The organism is Poriferisphaera corsica (genome assembly GCF_007747445.1).
Taxonomy (GTDB): Bacteria; Planctomycetota; Phycisphaerae; order Phycisphaerales; family Phycisphaeraceae; genus Poriferisphaera; species Poriferisphaera corsica.
On the sequence record NZ_CP036425.1, the window covers coordinates 3,401,700 to 3,423,886 of the forward strand.

Consider the following 22,187-nt stretch of genomic DNA (forward strand, 5'->3'; position numbering starts at 1 on the left):
ATAATTAGCGGCGAGTTTCTTCTTTTCGAAGGTCAGCAGGAACGTTGGTGCCCTTGATGACGACGAATTTCTTGCTTGAACCGTCGAAGTAAGCGGCGATGACGTTGCCTTTTTGAACGTCGATAATGTAGATACCGTCGTTTTGTGAGCGGCCTTGAATGGGTCCTGAAAGCATGGTGTAGTTTTCGCCGTCAGATCCAAAGGATTGGGCAACGGTTGGTTGAGCGGTGAACGAAGCCATGACGATGGCGACGATGAGTAGTGTGTTCAGGATGATCAGGGCAGCCAAAGATCGTCTATTCATCAGACTCTCCCTTGGTAATGAAGTTAGGGATTCGGACAGGCATGGCCGATCCGGATTTCGTTAATGTATGTCTTATCGGTCAGCGGCGAGGGATTGCGGTAGGTGGAGTTGTGGTGCGCGTGTGGGTTGCTGAGGGGGTAGTGAGGGGGGGGGATTAATCGTGGTGACCGCGTTTTGACCAGAGGAAGGATCCCGCGACGATGAGGCCGGTCATGAAGAGGGCGATGAGGATGTAGAGCCACATCTGTCCTTGCGGGGCTTTGCCGAGCTTAACGCTTTGAGCGAGCGCGGGTGAGGCGGTCATGAAAAGTGCGGCAAACAACGTCATGATTTTAGTGAGATTCATAGGTGCCATGATAAAGTTTGAGAGGGGCTGTGTAAACGCAAGATGGGGTACAAGTGGCGGAAAGATTGCGTGAGCGAGGGGGCGATGAGACGAATGGGGGTTAAAGCGCGTTAAGAATAGGTCAAGAAGGGGGATATGAGGGCGTGAGAGGGGATTGCGGGCTATCGGGTTCGCTAGAAAGGGGGTAGGATGTGGGGATGATGAGTGAAGAAACGATGTACTGGATTATTTGGCTGATCGGCGGTTATTTGTGCGGCTCTGTGCCGTTTGGGCTGCTGATTGGGCGGCTGAAGGGTGTGGACGTGCGCGAGCATGGGTCGAAGAACATTGGCGCGACAAATACAGGACGGGTGCTGGGTAAAAAATGGGGGATTCTATGTTTTCTGCTGGATGTGCTGAAGGGGTGCGTTCCGGTGCTGGGCTATGGCATTTGGAGTGGATTGAGCGGCGGTGAGGATTTGAGTGTGTTAGCACAGCTGATGTGGCTTGGCATCGCGGTCGTGGCGGTATGCGGACATATGTTCCCGGTGTGGCTTCGATTCAAAGGCGGCAAGGGCGTGGCAACGGGCTTGGGCGTGCTATTGGGATTCTGGCCGATACTCACAGTGGCTGGTCTGATTGCTGCAATCACGTGGTTAGTTGTGGTGAATATGACGGCGTATGTCTCACTTGCCTCTGTGTTGGCTGCGGGTCTACTGCCTGCGGTGAGTATTGGGCTGACCTTTGCGTTTGGTGGCAGTTGGCAAAACGCGATGGTGTTCGGGTTGCTGACTGGCGCGTTGGCAGGGGCAGTGATCATCAAGCATCGAAGCAACATCACGCGACTCAAAGCGGGGGAAGAGAACAAAGTGGGCTGGGGACTGAAGGGGAAGAAATTAAAAACTCTCTCCGACAATTAGTCTGGTTTTAAATGACCATAAAAAAGGCAACCGTCATTTGCGGCTGCTTTTTTTGTTGATGATATTGCGCGCCGGCTCAAGGGCTGGTTTGAATGTGCAACCTTACGAATTAAAAATGCCCTGCCCGAGTGTTAACTCAGACAGGGCGTGGAGCATGGCACGGTGTCTTCCCGAAAAAATTGTTCATCCGTGAACGAGGGTGCAAACAGAGCAAGCCTTGGATCTGTTTGCGTATCTGTCGTTGCTCCCGAGCTGCATTCCTTAATCCGTTAAGTCAAGCAACTCGTGACAGACAGGCCACCTTTCCCGCACTAAATTCATAGTGATTACATCGATTTTTGGATTGTGTCGTAGAGTTCGATGCTTTTCGTTTCGTTACCAAACGCGCCGTAATGGATCTCAAGTTTGGAAACGTTGTTACCATGTTTGGTAATTGTAATATCGATCTTGGTATCGTCTTGGTTGCGTGCAACCATGCGGACAGCGTTATCTGTTTCTGTCTTCTTGATTTCGCTGTAACCCTTTTCCTGTAAGGCTTTGGTGGTTGCGTCTGCGACATCGCTTGGGTCGGCATCTACGAAACCAGAAATTGTGCCAAAGGAATTAGTGACATTGGGTTGTTCGGTCTGACATGCGACCAACGCTGAGAACAAACCAACGACGAGTGTGAGATAGAATGCTGTTCTAATTGTTTTCATATTGATTACTCCTTTAAAAACAGCTCGGCTTTTTGATACATATTCCAGCCAACTCACAGGGATCATATCGACCTGAAGTGAGGTGTCCTGTACCTAATGTTGAAAAAAATTTTCCATCTTTTCCGCATTGCCTAAAAAGCGGGAGTCGAATAGTTGCGGCCAGATAGAAGGTCCGATTATTTCGCTGTTTTTTCGCTCAGAAATGAGAGTACCGTCGCGAGCAGAAAGACGAATGCGATGATACCGGACACGAACAAGGGAATGCCCGGGGTAGGGGAATTAAAGGAGAGGATGACCCCGATAAGCATGATGATAACTGCGATGGACGCGAGCGCGATGGTGCGAGCGCGGAGCATGAGCCGGTCGAATTTTTGCACGCTATTGCGTTTGGAATTTGCGATACCTTTGCCTGTGAGTTTGTTATAGAAGTGGCCACATTCAGGACAAGAGCCCTGAGCGGGGAGGCCTAGTAATTCGTAATCGCAGTTTTCACAGTTTTCCGTAGAGCTGTCAGTCATGGCATAAACAAAGGAAAAAGGTTAAGGATGTCTAAGAGGTTAGACGGTGTGGATCGGGAAAAATTTCAAAATGGCGAGGGATTAAGCGAAAGCATAGTAGAGAAACATGAAGACCAAGACGATCAAGAAGAGCGCAAGGATACAGAATGTGGCGATGCGATCGATCCGGTTGAGTTTGGTGCGAGTTTCAGAACGCTCATCGTTTTCATAGCCAACGAACAGGTCGTTAGTGAAAGGTTTACCACACTCGGGGCACTTGCCGGGGAAAGCGAGGCCTCTGAGGCGATATTTGCACTGGGGGCAACTGGCATTTACAGGGAGGGGCTTGGACATAGACAGAATCGTAAATGGAGGCGAGAACAGGTACAAGTGGAAAGTGCGGATGTGGAGGCGTGAGGGATAGGACGAAACATAGCAGTGGGTATGACAGTACCAGTTCAATCAACTACAATATTTGCGGTCAGAGTTGTCCTTTTAGGGCGATTTTGAACGGTGAGCCCGCATAAAATGTGTCGATCAATAGTTTGATAAACCCAATCACTCATATGGTTTATGACAGCATTGATCTGTATTGCAACCCCGTAAAAATGGCAAAAAATATAATTTACAGCTGGGCGATTATCGCCCTGTGAGAAAGGAATAAAACCGTGTCAGATAGTCCGAAACCGGTTGTGGTAATTGTTCGTGATGGCTGGGGAGACAACCCAAATCCTGAGCATGATGCATTTAATGCGATCAAGCTAGCGAAGACGCCGCGTGGTGCTGAGCTTTTGAACAAGTATCCGTGGACGCTAATTCATACGAGCGGCGAGATGGTCGGGCTAAACGACGGCACCATGGGCAACAGTGAAGTCGGGCATCAAAATATTGGTGCTGGACGCATTGTGAACCAAGAGAGTGTGCGAATCACAAAGTCGATCCGTGACGGTGATTTCTTTGATAACGAAGCGATGGTGAAGGCGGTTAAATCTGCTAAAGCTAAGGGCGGCTATGTTCACCTGCTCGGCATTGCATCAGATGCTGGTGTTCACGGCATGCTGACTCACCTGTACGCTTGCATTGAACTTTGTAAAAAACTTGGGCAAGAGAAAGTTGCGATCCACCTCTTCTGTGATGGCCGCGACACTGGTCCGTACACTGGCAAGGGCTACATTGAACAGATTGTTGCAAAATGTGCGGAGCTTGGTGTCGGCAGCATCGCCAGCATCATTGGCCGCTACTATGCGATGGATAGAGATAATCGCTGGGAACGTGTCAAAATGGCTTACGATCTGCTGACAACCGGCGAGGTTGACGGCAAGGTTGTGCCTAACTTTGATGATGCCATCTCTGCTGCTCAAAACTACTACGACAATCCAACGAACGACTCACAGAATGGTGATGAATTCATCATGCCTCGCACCGTAGGCGATGCGTCTGCAACACGTATCAAAGACGGCGATAGCGTGATCTTCTACAACTATCGTGGCGATAGACCTCGTGAAATCACACGAGCATTCATGCAACCAGACTTCTTTGGTAACGTATTGCCTTCACCTGAAAGTGGAGCAAAAGGTTTCGAACGCAAGCAACTGGATATTCAGTATGTTTGCATGACTGCTTACGACGAAAGCTTCATTGGATGGCCTAACCTAGGTGTCGCTTACCTGAAGCCACCAAAGATGATCAACATCGGCGGCGAATACTTGTCGAAACTCGGCAAAACTCAGTTCCGCTGCGCTGAAACTGAAAAATTCCCACACGTCACGTTCTTCGCAAATGATTACCGCGAAGAGCCATTCCCCGGCGAGGGCCGCCAGATGGCACAATCTCCAAAGGTTGCAACCTATGACTTGCAGCCTGAGATGTCAGCCTATGAAATCAGGGACATCGTGCTCGGCCGTGTGAATGCTGAAGACTGTGAAGACTTTATCCTCGTAAACTTTGCGAACGGTGATATGGTCGGCCACACCGGCAAGCTTGATGCAGCAATCAAAGCTGTTGAAACTGTTGATCAATGTGTCGGCGAGATTGTTGATGCGGTCCTCGCACGCGGTGGCAAGCTGATCGTCACTGCTGACCACGGAAATGCTGAGCAAATGTTCAACCCTGATACCGATGCTCCGCACACAGCTCACACGCTATATGACGTTGAGTGTATCTTGGTTGATCCAGACTTAACCAAAAACACGAAACTTGTTGACGATGGCAAACTCGCTGACATCTTCCCGACTGTACTGAAGATGATGAAGCTTGATCAGCCAGCCGAGATGACGGGCGTAAGTTTGTTCTAATTTGGCAATAGAATCGAATATCAAAGCCCATGCTTCATGTGTGGGCTTTTTTTATTACATGAGAATCAAACTAGCTGCGTGTAGGAAAATCGTCATCAAGATCATCAGTTGGCGGCAGCTCTGTCGAAGATGATGGAGAGTCGGGCGTATCATCGGTCGTGTTTTGGGATGCGTTCTCGCCTAAATCGTTTTCGCCTAGCAGCGTGAACAAACGTTTGCGAAGAAAGTGTGTTGCGAAAGTGATGTCATCGGTATGGATCACGATCGCAGGGCAATTGCGAGGACGCACGAGAAGCGGGTAAGCATATTGAATATTGACCTCAGCAGTAAGCAATGCGTTACAAATATCCTGTAGTGTCGTATTATTTGAAAGCTCAACAACAAGAACATCATGATGTGAAAATGCGAGATCATTCTGTTCAAGGATGCGTTTTGCGAGAGTTGCTCGTGAGGTCAAGATTCGGACAACCGCATGATCCGCCGCATCAACCACTGAAAAACCAGCAAGCGTGAGAGCCGGGGCTTTCATAATACCTATAAGATGATTGAGCTTGCCGACTTTGTTGTCGAGAAAGACGGAGAACTGCGTATTTTGTGGGGGCTCATAATTCTGAGCTGATTGTGTGGAGGTCGGTGTTGAAGCCATCATTGAATGATATGCCTTTTAGGTGCAAAGAAAAGCATAGCAAGGGTTTACGCATAGTCCTTGAGCGATGTTAAGTATCGGATGGTTATTGCTCACCGTACAGCAAAAGCTGCAATTTGGCGAGGATAATGACGAATTGAATAACCTCACAGTGGGTCTGTAGGGGTTATGTAAGTGGGAAACATACATAAAAAAGCCTCGCGATACGCGAGGCTTGATAAGTCATTCTATGTATTACTCTCAGACCGCTGATTGAGTGAGGTCTTCGATATACCAATCAACCGTGGGCTTAAGGCCGGTCTCAAAATCGATGAGCGACGTATAGTTGATCGCGTCCTCAATCGCTGTGAGATCAGCGAGCGAATGCTTCACATCACCAGCTCTTTCGGGAAGATGCTCAGGTGTCAGATTCGGCTTACCCATCATCTCAGCCATGTGTACTGCAAGCTCATTGACTGTAATACGCTTACCACATGCCACGTTAAAGACTTTACCACCGACCGTTTTCTCTGAACGAGCAGCAAGCAGGTTGGCATGAACCGCGTTGTCAACAAAAGTAAAGTCGCGTGACTGTTCGCCATCGCCGAAGATTTTAGGCGTTTCGTTTGCGATGATTGATTTTGCGAATGCAGCAATAACAGCAGCGTACGCAGAGTTCGCATTCTGGCGTGGGCCGAAGATATTGAAGTAGCGTAATGATGCGGTATCGAGGCCGTAGGAATCGGCATAGGCCCGCATCAATGCTTCACAAGCCGCCTTATTCGCTGCATAAGGTGATTTTGCCCAGACAGGCATCGATTCGATTTTCGGCAAAGTTTCAGAGTCACCGTAAGCAGATGATGATGCCGCAAAGGTTACACGTTCAACACCTGCATGGCGTGCCGCTTCAAGCACGTTCAACGTGCCTGTCGTATTGACCTGGTGATAGAGAACAGGTTGTTCAATTGATCGTGGTACAGATCCAAGCGCAGCCTGGTGCATCACATAACGAGCTCCATCAACCGCTTTAGTAAGTGCGTCATTGTCGAGAATAGACGCTTCCACAAAGGTGAGCCGAGTCCCAGCACGATCTTTGAATGTATCAAAGTTAGCAACATCACCACCCGAGAGATCGTCAATAACGGTGACGCTTGCGCCCAGGTCAATCAGCGCCTCAGTAATATGCGAGCCAATAAACCCTGCCCCGCCTGTCACGACGACTTTTGAACCTTTAAAGAAATCGCCGTGCTGTTCCTGCCAGTTGATGATTGCCATACGTGGATCGCTCCGTGTGTTGTTTGATCTTGAAGCCTATATGATCGCACATCACCGAAATATGTCCAATGAAGCCGCATGCAAGTCAAAACTGAATGGTTATAAGGACGTCATAATCGTTAAAAACGGCAAAAAAGTCGCATTCTCATGAGCCTTCGGTTAACTGCGAACGCAACGGACGCTCCGGGGCAGCAATCAGATCCACCACCATGTATTCCAACGCCTCACTCGCCGTCATCGTATGAAAGACTTGCCCCTGCAGAGGAAACCATTCCCGAGGTAGATTCATCGTAGTAAGCATTTCACGTTCATAAATCGCAAGCGCTTTTTGCTTGTACTGGAGTGGCGTGCCAGAAGAAGCAACGCCTCCATGAACGGTAAAGAGCGAAGACGGATAGGCGATACGCCTGCCTGTCCCCGCCGCCACAAGCAACACACCACCCGACTTCACATCCACTAACGCATGCGTATTCACCGGAGCCTTAATTTGTCGATAGGTCTGAATAATCGCAAGCGCAACATCAAGATCCCCACCGTTGGTGTTGATAAAAAAATCGATAGGTTTCGATGAATCCAACTGATCAAGATAAATCAGCTTCGTGATAACATCACGTGCCGATGTCGCATTAAGATCGGTCGTTAAGATGATCTTTCTGTTTTTCAGCAGCGGTGAATTCAGGTCGACATCAACATTGGGATAACCTGCCTCAATCATCTGATCAATGTTCGAGTAGTTAACAGCTCGTGAGGTTGTTTCACACCCCAAGGCCAATAACAATCCCACAATCACAACGATAACACGTATAAAACCTGACAAGGCGGATGTAAACAACTGCATATCCCCAAGACGTTGTTATCAGCCAAATCAAATACCAACCACCATAGCAGGTATTTGGGCATATAGACGCAACACAACATATACGCGCCTATAAACACTGATCGTTAATCAAGCACAAGGTACTTGAGGTTCTGCATCGGAATAATCACGGCCGCACTTTTATTCGGGCTCTTTGTGATCTTCACAAAATCCTTATACACCGCAACCCGCCAAGCCCCGCCAAAATCGCCCGGCCGATACTCCTTGTCATCAATCACCAAATACTCCAACTCACCCGTCGTGATCGTGTCTGCATCTACCGACCGTCGATCCACTTTTTCTTTATCAAAATCGCCCCATTGAGCGACTGAAACCGCGGTTAAAACTAATACAATCGCAGATGCGAGCAGACTGATGCTTATTTTTTGCATGGTATTTCGTCCTGATAAATATTTGCCACTTGCTGATTATTGAGACGTCAATCAGCCAGGAAAGATTTATCTGATTGTAATTGATTTGAGACGATCAGTAACGAGGAATTGATGGATCAATTGCAAGCGACCAAAGATCAATCCCACCAGCCAGAGATTTCACATCCTCAAAACCCTGCTGACGAAGGTAATCTGTCACCATCAATGATCGTTGGCCCGCATGACACATAACCACAACACACGCATCTTCGTAGTCTCGAATTTCTTCGACCCGAGCCGCCAACTCTTGCATCGGAATAAGCGTTGTGTTCAGTACATGCGCCGCTTCATATTCATGCGGCAATCGGCAATCAAGAAACAAAAACTCTGCTGCCCCATCAATCATCTCCTTCACCGCGCGCGGCGTCACTTCCCATTCACTCTGAAATGGGTAGCCAATTGGCAAACCATCATTATCTAGCTCAATTGATCGCGACATAACACAGGCAACACGATGATCATCCCCTCGTTCATTCATTTCTGAGGGTGTGGGATGGGAGGGGAGGGAAAGAGGGATTCGATTTTATTTAACTTCGACACGCGTGAACTGATCAAGATTACAGACCACAATTTCACCATCATCTTTACGAATCACCAGACGATCCAACCAAAGCCTATCATCCTTCGCACCTGCATACCATGACCCGGTCTTGCGCTGCTCGAAACTCTCAACAGTCCCTTCTACGGTCGTATTCCAAGTTGCCTGCAGACGTGGGATCTGCTGGGTAACTGCGACACGTTGGCCGACTTTGTATGCGGTAGCGGTTTGACTCATGGTGCAGCTCCGATGTCTTGGAAGGGGAAAGAATTGGCTTAACATAGCTGAAAAATGAGGGGTTGGAAAGTTAACACTAGCCAGATATGGCGAATTAGCCCGTTAATCCCCAATCACAGCGTTTGGCAGCGGATTGAGTTGCCTGACCAAGGGGAATAATCTACACTCAAAGGCTACAAATTGGCTGATTTAGCCGCAGGAGAGGTGACCGAGCGGCTGAAGGTGCTGGTTTCGAAAACCAGTGTAGGACTTGTGCCTACCGAGGGTTCGAATCCCTCCCTCTCCGCTTCCCAAGCTCGTAAGTTCTTGATCTGCAAGACTTAAACGGGCTTTTTTAATGCGCGGTTCAGGCTCCTCACTGGAACCTGATTTTCGCATATTATCGCCAGAATGGTCATGTTTTCGTACCGATTCCGGACAACTAGGCGGACAACAGATTTGTTGTCCGTCGAGCGGCCTGTTTTGCGGCACTGGTTTTACGCTCTCAAACTGCAGATCCGGAAATGCTCGAATCGCAGACATTTGATCCTCTGAAAAGCCAGTTGTGTACTTACCTGTTAAGGTTGGTGTTGAATGCCTCGCAAGATCTTGCGTTGTTTTCAGATGTGCGCCACCTCGTCCGACATGCGTGATAAACGAATACCGAAGCGCATGAAAATCTGCGTATCTGCCTTGCGCGTCTTTGTATTCAATCCCCGCCGCTTTAAGATCTGGCTTCAACAGGAAACGAACCACATGTTCGGATCTCGGCATATCAAACAACGGTTCATCGTCTAATCGTGTACTCGCATACTCACGAAGTAACCCCGCAGTTTCCGGTTTTAGAGGCTGGCGATCTTCTCGCCTTCGCTTACTGTAACCAGCTTCTACAACCACATGAGCTTCATCGTCATCGAAAACAATCGAATTCTTCGTCAGACTACGTAACTCCGATGAACGAAAACCCGTTTCCATCGCTAAGCGGTATAGAATTGCACGCTCTACGCCTGTCATTCTCCAAGCTGGCCTTCCTCTAAACATTCGGCCTTGCTTTGTTTCACCTCTTAGTGTTGCATTCAGTAAGTTCTGCATTTCCTCAACACTCAATGCACGCCGTTTACGCCTGCAATCGATATCTGCATTCAGCGTGGCTAGATGCTCAACCGGCGATTGATTTGCTCGGTTATTCTGCGCCATCCAATTACAAAATTGCTTGATAGCTTGCACGTAAAAATTTGAAGTTCGAATGCTTATCCCTTGCCTCTTATTTTTACCTTGCCGCTGCTCATATAAAAAGGCTTCGATCTTCGTCGCTGAAATATCACCCCATGTCGTGAACCTGCAACCTCGAACCAAAATCTTTATCCGATTTACTTTCGTCACAACATAATCTTCAGTGTTACCCTTTGCTTTCAACGAAGTCTCAAAGTCATCAACATGATTGAGAAGTAAATCTGTATGAGCCATATATTTCGACTCAAGTAGATCTAGCTCCATCATCTTCTCACGCAATGGCTTCGGAGCAGTTTCCAACCATTCATGCAAAGTCGGATCTAACGGCATACCCGTTATCCTGCAATTAATAATCTTCTGCAGCTTACGCATGATCTCATTTGCAACCGCTTTATCTGAATCAACCGCCCATCGCCTCACGATCTGATTATGATCGTTGAACTCCACATACCACTTACGGGTTTCTTGAGTTTCACCCGTTACTTTATCTTTATACTTACGTTTAAATAATCTCATCTAAATCCACTAAACCCTTTTCCGGAAATACTAAAAACCAGTTTTCTCGAAACCGAAACCGGTTTCTAAAACACTTTCTATTTCCTGTTTTGCTTTACTGTTTACTTAAAACCGGTTTTAGAAACTGGTTTAAGGGTTTTAAAAGGGGTATTAACTAGTATTTCAGCTTAATAACCCGTTTCTAAACCTGTTTATTATCCCAGAAACCGAAACTATCAGCCAGTATTTACTAACCGTATTTCGAAACTGTTTCTGGTTTAAAACCGCCTAAACTAACTCTAAAACCTACAAACTTACGCCTTAACCTCTACTGACACTGACACAACCTATCCCCCCTCCCCCGGAACTAAATTATTGGTGTTATTCACGCTGGACCTCACCCGTTTCGTCAGTGTCAGTATCGCCTTTCAACACGAATTGCTGTGTCGGTCTGCCGCCTTGCTGGGTGGTGGGTGAACTCGCCCATTCACCGATTCCAGCTAATACCAACGCATCAAGTTTCTGCTTGGCTTCGTCCACACTTTTGTAACAAGGCCCCGACCGCATTAGATCGCGCGGCGTTATTCTGCCGCCTTTCTTCTGCACCAACTCGATAATCTGCCGATACTCGCGGCTCGATTCATCCTCTCGCAACATGCCATAAACACGCTTTGTTTCTTCGCAGAACCAACCAATCAACTCAATCGCCTGAATCATACTGAGCGAGTCAATACATTCCGGATTTGCAGAGCAATCACCATCAGTAAGACGGATCATATGAACCAATAAAGCCAACCTCGCCGCATATGCTTCGAGTTTCGACCATGCAGCAGCAAGATCACCCGCCAAGTTTGCTTGTTGCTGATTGTGATCGTTGTAGAAGTTAATCCAGATCTGCTGCGTTTCAGCATCTAATGGCCAATTGATCGGTTCATCATCTGCAGCAAACTGCAAACTAAGTAATCCCTCAAAGATCCGATCTATACGCTGCTGCAATATTGGATCTACATTTGTATCTGTCCAACTCTTCGCTTTACGTGGCGGGTTCGCCATCAAAAATCTTGCCGCTAAGCCGTTCTCGATATTCTTTCTACCTAATGCACGACGCATTGCATCGGGTTGAATCCCGCCTGTAATACAGATCGAAGCTCTGGGGACATAAACCACTGGCGTGTTGCCTGATTTACGATCCACCTGCAAAGGATTCCCTTGAAACATCTCAAGATATTGCGCAACATCGCCGCTACCCTGTTTATACGCATTCATGGATTCAAAGAACCCTGCAAGCTCATCGCGCGTAACTAAAATCCCGCGTGGGTTGTCTTGCAACCTGCTTGCCAATGCTTCAATTGTGATATCGTTACACAAGAAGCGGCGCAGTTGCGGAGCTTGCGGCTTTGTAGGCTGCTCACTGTTCTTGCTTTTGCGCCACGCTTTATAACGATCTTCATAATCAAGCAGCTCCGCTTCATGTGTTTCCTGCTGGATCTCGAATTCTTCGTTAGCTGTGCGCTGCATCTTTTGCAGGTATTGCAGCGCGATACGCTGCGCTGGCGTTTTATGCGTACCTGATTCGCCAATCACTGCCGTCCAGATAATGCAAGGCTCACGCCAATCGCTTTTTAGCTGTATACGCTGCGTATTACCGACAGCAGCAGCCAAAGCGCTGATTAGAGGCATGGCTACGTAAGCATCATCACAGCCTATAGACTGCGCCGCTTGCTCTACGTACTGCGCTACAGATTCAGACAGCGCGTAGGTAGGAAACGCCTTGTACTGTTGCGGTATTGCTACGCTTACGCTAGGTAAATACAGCTGGCTCATGCTGCACCACCTAGCGCTACAGCAACGCGCTGCATAGGCTTAACGCTGATTAGATTAGCTAAATCGCTAGCTGCAGCCCCCGCGCGTAGCCATGCACGCATATCTTTATGCCCTGCTGGCGGCTGAATCACAAGTGTAGCATAGCCATGGCTAGCTAGTTGCTTAGCTAGGGCTGCTGCCCCTAGCTGCCCCGGCTCATCCTGATCACTCGCAATCACAAGCTGAGCTGGCTTTAGCTCCTTTATATAAGTAAAAAGCTGCTTTTCGCAGCCACGGCAGCTTGGCCTGCCTATTGCGTTAGCCCCCATATCAAGCAATGCGGCGGTATCGCTTGGCCCCTCAGCTATAAGCAGCGTTTGCACTGGCTCTTCTGCACTGCGTAGCTGCTTAGGAATAAACAATCCCTGCTTGCTGCCTTTGATAGCCCATTTTTTACCGTGATCGTTACGCAGCCGAATACCACTATATGAAGCTGAATCGTGCATCATCGGAAACGTCCACGCTACCTGCTTAGTGTTCCAGCCAGCTTCTAGCTGCTCCAAGCTCTGTACGCTTACGCCTAGATTATCGCTCAACTTATAAAGCCCGATCTCTTTGGCTTTTAGGTGATAAAGCTGAGTGAAGTTTTTCCATTGAATCGGATCAATCTCAGATATAGGCTCAACGTATGGCTTCACATATCGCCGACTTGCAAAGCTACAGGAGGGGGTTGTGTCAGTGTCAGTGCGGGGGGTGAGCTTATGTAGGAAACCGTTGTTTCTTGTTTCCAGCACGCAGCCTTCACTAACACGCATGCAAATACAAACTTGCCCATCATTGCTAACGCTACACCAATCCGGCTTGCCGCAGATCGGGCAAGGATGACCTCGCCCAACCCGCACCAGATCCGATCCACTTGAAGGGAATTGCTGATAACTCACGCAGCACCTCCCCGCATCTGATTCCAACGAAGCATGTTTGGCATACCTGCCGCAACCCATTGCTTCAACTCATCTAGCCGCCAACGTACAACACCCCCCAACTTAACAGGCTTCGGTAACTTGCCAGCATTACGCATGCGATAAACATGCGCCACACTGATATTCAGAAATTCAGCCACCTGCTCTGCCCTAAGAAGTAAAGCAAGTGATTTTGAAGTGTTTTGAGAACCATTTCCAGTGGAGTAAACATCGCGGTTCTCAACCGATGCTTCACCCTCTACGTTATTACATGAAGTACTATTATCTTTCATGTACTAACGCGAAATCGGTGTATCTGCGCAAGTTAAACTACCCCCTCAAAACTCATATACACCTACTAAATAAACACTTATACTTACATAAGAAAAGTATGGGGGTACCCCGTTTACTACCACCACGCTACCCCCGAAAAACACCCCTTTTTAATCCCAATCTTCACTAGTATCCGAATCCCAATCAGAATCTGATTCTGAATCAGGTGATCGTTCGTCTCTATATGCACCAATATTATTCTTAGGCCCTGTATAGGCTGGCCCCAAATCATTAGAGGCAATCATTGCTTGCCCTCTTTGATCATGCGGCAAATTTTGCTTCTCTATATGGCTGACGGCCTTCTTACCTAATATCTCACATGCTCTCTTGTAATGCTGTTCAATCGTTTTTCGATCTTTACCTAATCTTCTTGCTGCTTCGGCAATATTTCCATTGCAGTCCTGAACCATCCAAAATGCTTCTGCTTGTTTTTCTGTAAGATTAGCGTCAACAACCCCTTTACGCTGGCTGCGTTTCCTACGTTTCTTTGGTTTTGTTTCTTCACATTCTGCGTGTAGTTGTTGTAGTAACCACTTCGAAGCAAGCAACGGCATTTTGACAACACCCGTTGCATAACCACCATATTTACTAGGTTCTACAACAATCATTGGACTGTTACGTTCCATCAATTCAGATATCAAGAATGTAGTCCACAGCACAACTACAGGCGGCTCCTCGACATACCGAACTGAATCTACCTCTACATCACCAACCGCTTTCACAGCCTTCGCACTCAATGCGATATACTGCTCCCAGAAATTTGGTGATTTCCCGCTTAATCTAAACCTGCAGTAACTTGTTTTACCAACGCCATCACGCCCTTCAAACGGCTCGATATGATGCGAAAACAATTTATGTTCTTCCATCAATCGCATTTCATAGTAGATATTGAATTTTTCATCTAATGAGCCTGTAAAAATGAAACCTAACTCGGTTTCACGCCCACCCCATATGCGATCTGCATCATCAAATGCACCGATCATTTCACTTAAATCCATCTCACTGCCTTACATCTATAGAGTTGATATATTTCACCGTTGTATCTCTAATGTACACATTTGTTTACCGCTTTGCTCGGCTTATCCACTTATTACTCCGCATTAACTGGTGATTCATTTTCAACTTCCCGCTCAGCTAATTGCCTGCTATTTTATAAACCTACACGGTTCATCCAAACTGTATATCTATACATTCCGCAGGCAATTTTCATATGAATCATTTGACCTTGGCTACTAAATATGCAATGCATGGCAACGCTGCTCTGATATTTGGCATGCTCACAGTCATAGCAACAACTTGGGCAATGACCATGACTTACCACAAAGAAACACTTAAAGAAAATCGCCAACACAGACGTTACGTTCACCGCTGGGTAGATATCTTTCTTCTGAGTTGCGTCGCAGCAAGCATTTGCATCTTTACGCTCCCGCATCTTGAACGGCTTTCTGTTGGTTTCATATTGCACACTCAATTTTTGCACCACGCCATTGGCATTAGCATCCTTACATGGGCAGATATTTTCGCAATACCAATCATTACACTAGCAATTCTCTATCTACATCATCACGGTGCATTTCGTAAGTTTGGTAATTTCGGCCAGTATCCCAGTATAATATTTGCAATCATTTTGGTTCTCATTGTCGTGTTAATCGCCCGGCAATCCCGACTAGCCGGCCCTCAGTATCACGCATTCGTGCATATTGATTGGATTGTTCTTTCCATATTAATTGCACTACCAGCTACTTTCATGGCAGGTATTTGGCACAACCGTTACCTACATTCAAAAAACAACGAAGATCCACATGATCAGGATCATGATTTAACTAACATCTCGCCACACGAACTACTCGCCCAACTCACAGTTAACGATAAGGCATGGCAAGAAATGAAATCGTGGTTCAATGATACTCGTCCCATCACAATACCCGAAAACGACAAATTCGGTGCACGACGTACTGCCAAACAAATAGCCAATGTATTCGCTCAACCAATTAATCTCTCAAACAAACAAGGAGCAGCTATCGGCCTCATTGGCCCTTTTGGTTCTGGCAAAAGTTCGGTAATCGAAATGGCGAAAAATGTTTACAAACGTAAATACGACAAACTCAAGGATACGGAACAATACACTGATAACCCTACACATTATCCTCTCGCATTTTATATTCCAATTAAAACATGGGGTATTGAGCCTGAAACTCTCACGCATCACATGCTTGATGCGGCAATAAGCAAACTTCGAATGCATATGGATACGATTGGATTTTCACGTTTAGCAGAGCATTACGTCCAAGCTGTCAACGCTACTAGTGTTAGCTGGCTACAATCGCTCGCGGCATTGCTTCGCACTCACAAAGATCCTGAAAATATATTAAAAAACATCAATCATGCATTACAAGCAATTAACCGACAAATTATCTTTGTCATTGAAGATATTGATCGCGCCGAATTATCTGATTCACAACTCAGAAAACAGCATCTTGACTTACAAGCTATGATGGATCATCTAAACGAATGCTCTCATTTCAATTTTATTATATCAATCAGTCAGTCTGCATTTGATGTAAATCGCCTTTGTAAAACAAGAATCAAGCTATTGAGTATTGATGCTGAATTAACTGGAGCCATATTGCAAGCATTTCGTTATCGTTGCCTGCAAACTGCATTAACAAACAATATCCTGTTTCCAGATATAACGGAAAATGAAATCAACAGAATAAAGAATCTAGTCCCATCTCAATCCCATCACATGACAGAAGAAAATTCTAGCAAATACGATTATGATTCCGTATGGACGCATGTAATCCCCTTACTATGCAATCCAAGACGACTTACAAATACGCTCAACCAAACACTCTCTGCTTGGGGGAAAGACAAAGAGTTAAAGAAACTACGCGGTGAAGTTAATTTTGATGAATTACTTATAGTAGAAACCTTGCGAACTACTTATCCGCAAGCCGTAGATTTTATTGATCGTATAAAATGTAATAATTATTCGCCTGCGGAACACATGAAAAATAAAGAAGAAGAAAAAGAAACCTCTAACAAAATTAATAAAAGCAAGACTGAGCTTAATCTTCTTTTAAAAACAATCGATCAAAATGACCGCACTCATGTAATTGAGATCATATCTCACTTTACTGGATTGTATAGCAATCGAGGGGAAATACGAAGTAACGGATTAGATTCTACAGCGCAAAAAACTAAATGCGGACGACAAACTGATATCTATTGGCATCGCCTTTTTGAGTCATATCCAACACAAGATAAGCATCTAACAGATCAAGAGATTCTTCACGGCGTTTCAAACTGGCAAAACGACAAAGAACATCAAGAACTACCTGAAAAATTATTTAGCGACAACCATTATTTATCTAAATTCATACATCTGCACAAACATGCACATAATCCAAATCCTGAATGCATACTCGGGTGTAAAAAATTGCGTAAACTTCTAAAAAGTATCTACAAATATGCACTGACAAAGAAAGATCATGGCATACACTTCAATCAATCTACTAGCATTTATCAAATCCTTGAAATTGCTTTGAAGGATAAACAACGATCTGTAGATGATGTATTCACCTGGTATATTACCTCTGTAAATAAAGAAAAGAGCAGCAACTTATCACTTGCAGTACACCTATTATGGATCAATGAGCATGAGGATATTTTAAATCCAACAGATGTTGATTCTGTTGTCAACACCGCCATCAATTCATGGGCATCCAGTATGCTTACCGACGGTAAGCATGGTTACGACATACTATTCGATGCTCTACCGAAGAATACTCTGATAAATATTTTTTGTCTAAAAAGCTTTGTTCAATATTCTCAAACCATTAATTACTCTGAACTATATCAAGCCCTTCAATTGCTTATCGACAATCATCCAAAAGAATCGGCACCATATATAGCAGCGATGTTATTCGATACAAAAACTGCTGAGCATAATATGTACAACCGCGGGATACATGATAACTATTTAAGTTACACAATTGACTTTAACTTTGTCACACAATTAATACCGCAAGTAAATGACCGTTTAGCAATTCTCGATATAATTATTGCCAGATTAAATTATCAACTCACTCATACTCAGTTTAGTGACAAAGAACTGAAGCGTTTTTATGAGAATGCGATATCTGAGCTTAGCCTATGGCGAAGCAAGGGTGCGTTATAATTTTCCGATTCAATCACTCTCGATTATTTACACCCTCAATAATTGCCAATACCCCCATCCTCACACTTGGCGGCAACTCATCCCACTTCTCCGCAATCCTCGCTAAATCTGGGTGTTCGAAAAGCGCACAAATAGCCTCCGGACAAACATCCGGACAACCGTTATCGTCATTGCTTTTATCTTCTGCTAATAAAGCACTTACGATTTTTGGTTCGAGGTTTCGAAAACCAGTGTAGGTCTTGTGCCTACCGAGGGTTCGAATCCCTCCCTCTCAGCTTTCCAAGCTCGTAAGTTTTTAACCACAAAACTGAAGCGAGCTTTTCTAATTCACGTAACGGTCAAGAAACGGCAAGTTGGATTGTCAAAAATGAGGACTTATGAGCCTTCGAACAGTTTTGTGCGTGCAACACCAAAACACGGTCATCACCTAATCTTTTTAATGCAATTTGCTTACATGTCAGTCAACTAACTCGCATAGTATTCTTTGATCAAACGAATTGCCTCACACAGTTACCGCCACTCACTGCCAAACTTATGATCCCTGCCCCTTCTCTTAAAATGATTTTATGTAATCCCCGAAAAAAGTTCCCAACACCATTTCTTCTCCTTCTCCTTCATCCCCTCTTCCTCTTTTTTTTACTTCGTATCATTTGTATTAAACCAACTAATGTAATAATGCATCCTGATATTAAAATTGGTGTTAAAAAATATGTAGAAGCAAGATTATTTGCCTTTTCATCTACATACAGAATCAAAAAACAACCAATTATTAATAATACAATTCCACATATTGTTGTTTTTATGCCTGCCATCTATGCTAACCCTTATTTTGATCTACCAACCATCTTTTGCGTATTCTTGTAAATTTTTCAGCTGTTCTAAGTGTTGCATGTACCATCCCGAAACCTTCGCATCTGAAGTTGTTCCTAAATCAACCGCATGCATCTCTCTAATATGTGCATAGCTAACATGCGGTCACTATGATCGTACGTCCATATTGATCTCTCACCATCAAGATCACCACCAGGTATAAAAAGTTTGCAAAAAATGTCCGTTGGGTGAGCTATTCCCAATAGGCTCAATATTTTTGTTTTTTGACACCCATTCCCCTCCAAGCCATATAGATCTATTAAATACTTGTTACAACTTCACGTGGATTATTTAAAGTAAAATCATTAATCACTGCCCCGGCGGTAAACTCTCTATTAATAACCCATGGCATTACCGATTTAAATAATTACCATTAGCACCTATAATTCCTTTAAAACTTGCCCAAAAATCGTCTTTAGACCGGTAGTTATATACATTTCCTCTAACATCTGACTGTATAGAAGATAGTTTGTTGAACTTTTTATATTTACCGAAATGAGTAATATCATATGGACTACCCATCATTATAAAGTTATCGATTTTAGCCTTCGTTGGCGTCGCAGGTACTATCGAATTATTATTAATGCCATATTCTGGTATATAGCTACTATCCATCGCAAACATCGCAATTTCAGTACCTTGGCTATGGGCCATAATAGATATATTTTCTTCGCTGCCTGTGCGTTTTTTTAAACCATCAAGTTCCGCGATTAAAATAGATAATCTTTCTGCTGCCGCCTTATTGTAACCATGAAATTTCGTTGTATCATCGGTTGCCTTCAAAGAGCTGCCTCCTTGGACCCCATCCTCATCCCACCATTTAAACTCGATAATTTCTTCTTCCGGCATACCGTGAGCTTTCCAATATGCTCTTAGACCTGCTTTCGCATGCTCAAACCAAGCGGCATCAGTATTAACACCATGAATTAGAATCATTACCAGTCCTAACGGATCTACCCCATCGACACCCTTGTATGCGCCGTAGAGGTTTAGGCCGTCTTTGTAACCGGCGGAGTCGGGGCTTAGCCAACGGTCGTGGACTGGGTCGAAATCACGGTAGTGGGTATGGTGGAAGCCAGTGAAACGGTCACGGTACATGCCGGTCCAGCTGAAGGGGATGAGTTTGGATTGAGCGACATTTGCTATCTCATGCGTTATGCTGTCACCGTGGGTAATCTCGTTGCCGTTCGCATCGTAAACCTTGGTGAGGTCTGAGATGTCGTGTTTGAGTTATTCGAGGACGTTGCCATTTTCGCCAGTAACACCCATGAGCGTGCCACGATCGTTGATCGCAGCAACATAGGCTTCGGGGCCGTCGTTGCCGGTGCAATCTTCGACGGGGGCGATGCGGTTGATGGCACTCTGAATAGGTGTAGCGCCGGAGGAGCTTGCCGTTGTCAGGGTCATTCTGATCGGAGCTTTGGCGTTCTTCGATTTAACCGGTGAATGGCCAATCGAGATTATTATGACCATGCGTAATTATCATTCCCCGCATGTAAACCTACTCAAGAACCGCACGCTGCTCACCGTCACGGGAAACCACACGCGACATTCATACCTTCCCCCTTCCACGCACCAAATACACGCCCATCACATATCCGCCACTTCACAGCAACCCACCCCGAACATAAACCATACTTTCATCAGATCGAAATATCTCAATTCAGAACCGCAAACGATCTGTATATGAAAGTGATTTTCTGTTAAACTGATGCCATCTCTCGTGTATGCCGCTGACGGGTGGGCTGTCTCGGCAAGTGGTATTTTTACGTTTTTACAACGTTTTCAGTTAGGTTCCCAAGTGATATCCGAATCAATCGGATGGTAGCGAAAGGTGTGCACATTGGCAGAGGTCATTATTAAAGATGTAGAGAAGGTCTATCCCGGCGGCTTCAAAGCGGTTAAGGGTATCAATCTCGACATTCATGATTCAGAATTTATCGTGCTTGTCGGGCCTTCAGGCTGCGGCAAGTCGACAACACTCCGCATGGTGGCGGGTCTGGAAGAGATCAGCGGCGGAACCGTTTCGATCGGCGATCGCGTCGTCAATGACGTCCCACCAAAAGATCGCGATATCGCGATGGTGTTCCAGAACTACGCGTTGTATCCGCATATGTCGGTTTACAAAAACATGGCTTTCGGCCTGAAACTGCGTGGTATGAAGAAACCTGATATTGATGAGCGTGTCCGTTGGGCATCATCCATTCTTGGCTTGGACACATTACTCGAACGTAAACCCAAAGCACTCTCAGGTGGTCAAAGACAGCGTGTCGCTGTCGGCCGTGCGATTGTTCGCCAACCGGCTGCATTCCTGTTCGACGAACCCCTGTCGAACCTTGATGCAAAGCTGCGTGTTGAAACGCGTGCAGAGCTCAAGCGTTTGCACCACAAATTGCAAACAACCACGATTTACGTGACCCACGACCAGGAAGAAGCGATGACACTTGGTGACCGCGTTGTGGTCATGAGTGAAGGGCTGATCCAGCAAGTCGATGCACCTTTAACCGTATACGAACGACCTGTGAACCGCTTTGTGGCAGGTTTCCTCGGCACGCCGCCGATGAACTTCCTCAGCGGCGCACTGACCAGCAAAAATGGTGGTGTGTTCTTTGAAGGTGAAGGCGTTTCGCTGAAGCTGAATGAAGAGCAGGCAGACAATGTTGCGAGCCATATCGGTCAAGATGTTACTTTGGGTTTGCGTCCTGAAGGTGTTTACATGCACGCGAATGAGCATGCGAACGACGAAGACCGTACGGCAGAATTGGAAGTAAACGTCATCGAGCCGTTGGGCGACACGATGGACTTGTTCCTGGATACCAGCACGGGTGCGAGATTGGTTGCCCGCGTGAAAGCTGAGCATCTGGATCTCGGCACGAAGGTTAAGATGTATGTTGACCCCACGAAGATTCATATTTTCGAACCGGGCGAGTATGGCAACAACATCAGCTTGACGGAAGTTAAAGAAGCTGTCACGGCATAAGGCCAATTCAAATTGTATAGCACACAAAAACCTCACGATTTTCGTGAGGTTTTTTTTGTTTGATTAGATGAATGGCCACAACGTGAAGTAATGTGTTTTGGTTTGGTGCGCACGTTTTGATCTGAAGTTGGTTTTGTAATGCATATAAATGGATGGATTTTAAAAGCGGCTGTGCGTGTATTTGATCAATCTATGATTGCTATTGAACAATTAAAATGAAAACAAAGGGGTTATGTGATTTTCTCTGCGCGATTGTGCGCACACTTGTCGTGGATGATGTGTTTTCGATGACTTTCCCTTAGTCGAAAGTAGCCAAGAATGCTTTCTAAAAGCTTAAAACAACGTGAAAAGGGTG

Annotated in this window: 21 protein-coding genes, 1 tRNA gene and 1 pseudogene; 6 read left to right on the forward strand and 17 right to left on the reverse strand. The window is 45.8% G+C overall.

From position 1 onward, the window contains the following. Positions 1 to 4 precede the first annotated feature (4 nt). The gene (locus tag KS4_RS13960) at positions 5 to 304 is read right to left on the reverse strand and encodes a hypothetical protein (RefSeq protein WP_145079358.1); all 300 of its coding nucleotides are present in this window, start codon (positions 302 to 304) and stop codon (positions 5 to 7) included. Between the two features lie 154 nt (positions 305 to 458). Next, positions 459 to 650: a hypothetical protein gene (locus KS4_RS13965; RefSeq protein ID WP_145079361.1), complete on the reverse strand. Its 192-nt coding sequence runs from the start codon at positions 648 to 650 to the stop codon at positions 459 to 461. 200 nt (positions 651 to 850) lie between these two features. Here KS4_RS13965 and plsY point away from each other — a divergent pair, with 200 nt between their 5' ends. Next, a complete protein-coding gene (plsY, locus tag KS4_RS13970; protein ID WP_200761280.1) occupies positions 851 to 1,549 on the forward strand; it encodes a glycerol-3-phosphate 1-O-acyltransferase PlsY in 699 nt (232 codons plus the stop codon). A gap of 326 nt (positions 1,550 to 1,875) precedes the next feature. Here plsY and KS4_RS13975 read toward each other — a convergent pair whose 3' ends face one another. After that, the gene (locus KS4_RS13975) at positions 1,876 to 2,247 is read right to left on the reverse strand and encodes a DUF3568 family protein (protein WP_200761281.1); all 372 of its coding nucleotides are present in this window, start codon (positions 2,245 to 2,247) and stop codon (positions 1,876 to 1,878) included. Positions 2,248 to 2,423: 176 nt separating this feature from the next. Continuing rightward, positions 2,424 to 2,765 carry a hypothetical protein gene (locus KS4_RS13980; protein ID WP_145079367.1) on the reverse strand — a complete coding sequence of 114 codons (342 nt, stop codon included), beginning with the start codon at positions 2,763 to 2,765 and terminating at the stop codon, positions 2,424 to 2,426. A 27-nt stretch (positions 2,766 to 2,792) separates the two neighbouring features. Between KS4_RS13980 and KS4_RS13985 the strand changes: the two genes are divergently transcribed. Both KS4_RS13985 and gpmI read left to right on the forward strand, forming a co-directional pair. After that, positions 2,793 to 3,161: a hypothetical protein gene (locus KS4_RS13985; protein WP_145079372.1), complete on the forward strand. Its 369-nt coding sequence runs from the start codon at positions 2,793 to 2,795 to the stop codon at positions 3,159 to 3,161. A gap of 251 nt (positions 3,162 to 3,412) precedes the next feature. Further along, positions 3,413 to 5,038 carry a 2,3-bisphosphoglycerate-independent phosphoglycerate mutase gene (gene gpmI / locus KS4_RS13990; protein ID WP_145079375.1) on the forward strand — a complete coding sequence of 542 codons (1,626 nt, stop codon included), beginning with the start codon at positions 3,413 to 3,415 and terminating at the stop codon, positions 5,036 to 5,038. Between the two features lie 70 nt (positions 5,039 to 5,108). On the opposite strand, the gene KS4_RS13995 is transcribed toward gpmI, so the two are convergent. The 6 genes from KS4_RS13995 to KS4_RS14020 all read right to left on the reverse strand — a co-directional run bounded on the left by KS4_RS13995 (position 5,109) and on the right by KS4_RS14020 (position 9,000). Then, positions 5,109 to 5,687: a hypothetical protein gene (locus KS4_RS13995; protein WP_145079379.1), complete on the reverse strand. Its 579-nt coding sequence runs from the start codon at positions 5,685 to 5,687 to the stop codon at positions 5,109 to 5,111. 237 nt (positions 5,688 to 5,924) lie between these two features. After that, complete coding sequence (locus tag KS4_RS14000) at positions 5,925 to 6,938, reverse strand: NAD-dependent epimerase/dehydratase family protein (protein ID WP_145079382.1); 1,014 nt, start codon at positions 6,936 to 6,938, stop codon at positions 5,925 to 5,927. Between the two features lie 145 nt (positions 6,939 to 7,083). Further along, positions 7,084 to 7,770, reverse strand: coding sequence for an ATP-dependent Clp protease proteolytic subunit (locus KS4_RS14005; protein ID WP_200761282.1), 687 nt, complete (start codon positions 7,768 to 7,770; stop codon positions 7,084 to 7,086). A gap of 110 nt (positions 7,771 to 7,880) precedes the next feature. After that, complete coding sequence (locus KS4_RS14010; RefSeq protein ID WP_145079387.1) at positions 7,881 to 8,186, reverse strand: hypothetical protein; 306 nt, start codon at positions 8,184 to 8,186, stop codon at positions 7,881 to 7,883. Between the two features lie 94 nt (positions 8,187 to 8,280). After that, positions 8,281 to 8,664, reverse strand: a complete 384-nt coding sequence (locus KS4_RS14015; RefSeq protein WP_145079390.1) for a rhodanese-like domain-containing protein — start codon at positions 8,662 to 8,664, stop codon at positions 8,281 to 8,283. 84 nt (positions 8,665 to 8,748) lie between these two features. Beyond that, on the reverse strand, positions 8,749 to 9,000 hold the full coding sequence (locus KS4_RS14020) for a hypothetical protein (RefSeq protein ID WP_145079393.1): 252 nt from the start codon (positions 8,998 to 9,000) through the stop codon (positions 8,749 to 8,751). Positions 9,001 to 9,198: 198 nt separating this feature from the next. On the opposite strand from KS4_RS14020, the gene KS4_RS14025 reads away from it, so the two are divergent. Further along, positions 9,199 to 9,286, forward strand: a tRNA-Ser gene (locus tag KS4_RS14025). 266 nt (positions 9,287 to 9,552) lie between these two features. Here KS4_RS14025 and KS4_RS18185 read toward each other — a convergent pair. The 5 genes and pseudogenes from KS4_RS18185 to KS4_RS14050 form a co-directional block, all read right to left on the reverse strand. Next, positions 9,553 to 10,728 (reverse strand): annotated as a pseudogene (locus KS4_RS18185) (tyrosine-type recombinase/integrase); the annotation flags it as partial. A 360-nt stretch (positions 10,729 to 11,088) separates the two neighbouring features. Beyond that, on the reverse strand, positions 11,089 to 12,531 hold the full coding sequence (locus tag KS4_RS14035; protein ID WP_145079396.1) for a YfjI family protein: 1,443 nt from the start codon (positions 12,529 to 12,531) through the stop codon (positions 11,089 to 11,091). After that, complete coding sequence (locus KS4_RS14040) at positions 12,528 to 13,451, reverse strand: toprim domain-containing protein (protein WP_200761283.1); 924 nt, start codon at positions 13,449 to 13,451, stop codon at positions 12,528 to 12,530. The genes KS4_RS14035 and KS4_RS14040 overlap by 4 nt, the downstream gene beginning before the upstream one ends. Beyond that, on the reverse strand, positions 13,448 to 13,762 hold the full coding sequence (locus KS4_RS14045; protein WP_145079402.1) for a helix-turn-helix transcriptional regulator: 315 nt from the start codon (positions 13,760 to 13,762) through the stop codon (positions 13,448 to 13,450). The genes KS4_RS14040 and KS4_RS14045 overlap by 4 nt, the downstream gene beginning before the upstream one ends. A gap of 150 nt (positions 13,763 to 13,912) precedes the next feature. After that, a complete protein-coding gene (locus tag KS4_RS14050; RefSeq protein WP_145079405.1) occupies positions 13,913 to 14,800 on the reverse strand; it encodes a sigma factor-like helix-turn-helix DNA-binding protein in 888 nt (295 codons plus the stop codon). A 212-nt stretch (positions 14,801 to 15,012) separates the two neighbouring features. Here KS4_RS14050 and KS4_RS14055 point away from each other — a divergent pair, with 212 nt between their 5' ends. Beyond that, positions 15,013 to 17,982: a P-loop NTPase fold protein gene (locus tag KS4_RS14055; RefSeq protein ID WP_145079408.1), complete on the forward strand. Its 2,970-nt coding sequence runs from the start codon at positions 15,013 to 15,015 to the stop codon at positions 17,980 to 17,982. A 1,221-nt stretch (positions 17,983 to 19,203) separates the two neighbouring features. On the opposite strand, the gene KS4_RS14060 is transcribed toward KS4_RS14055, so the two are convergent. Further along, on the reverse strand, positions 19,204 to 20,070 hold the full coding sequence (locus tag KS4_RS14060; RefSeq protein WP_315851392.1) for an RHS repeat-associated core domain-containing protein: 867 nt from the start codon (positions 20,068 to 20,070) through the stop codon (positions 19,204 to 19,206). 12 nt (positions 20,071 to 20,082) lie between these two features. After that, complete coding sequence (locus tag KS4_RS14065; protein WP_145079414.1) at positions 20,083 to 20,325, reverse strand: hypothetical protein; 243 nt, start codon at positions 20,323 to 20,325, stop codon at positions 20,083 to 20,085. A gap of 370 nt (positions 20,326 to 20,695) precedes the next feature. On the opposite strand from KS4_RS14065, the gene KS4_RS14070 reads away from it, so the two are divergent. Further along, positions 20,696 to 21,832 (forward strand): ABC transporter ATP-binding protein, encoded by a 1,137-nt coding sequence (locus KS4_RS14070; protein ID WP_145079417.1) that lies wholly within the window; start codon positions 20,696 to 20,698, stop codon positions 21,830 to 21,832. The last annotated feature ends 355 nt before the right edge of the window (positions 21,833 to 22,187 follow it).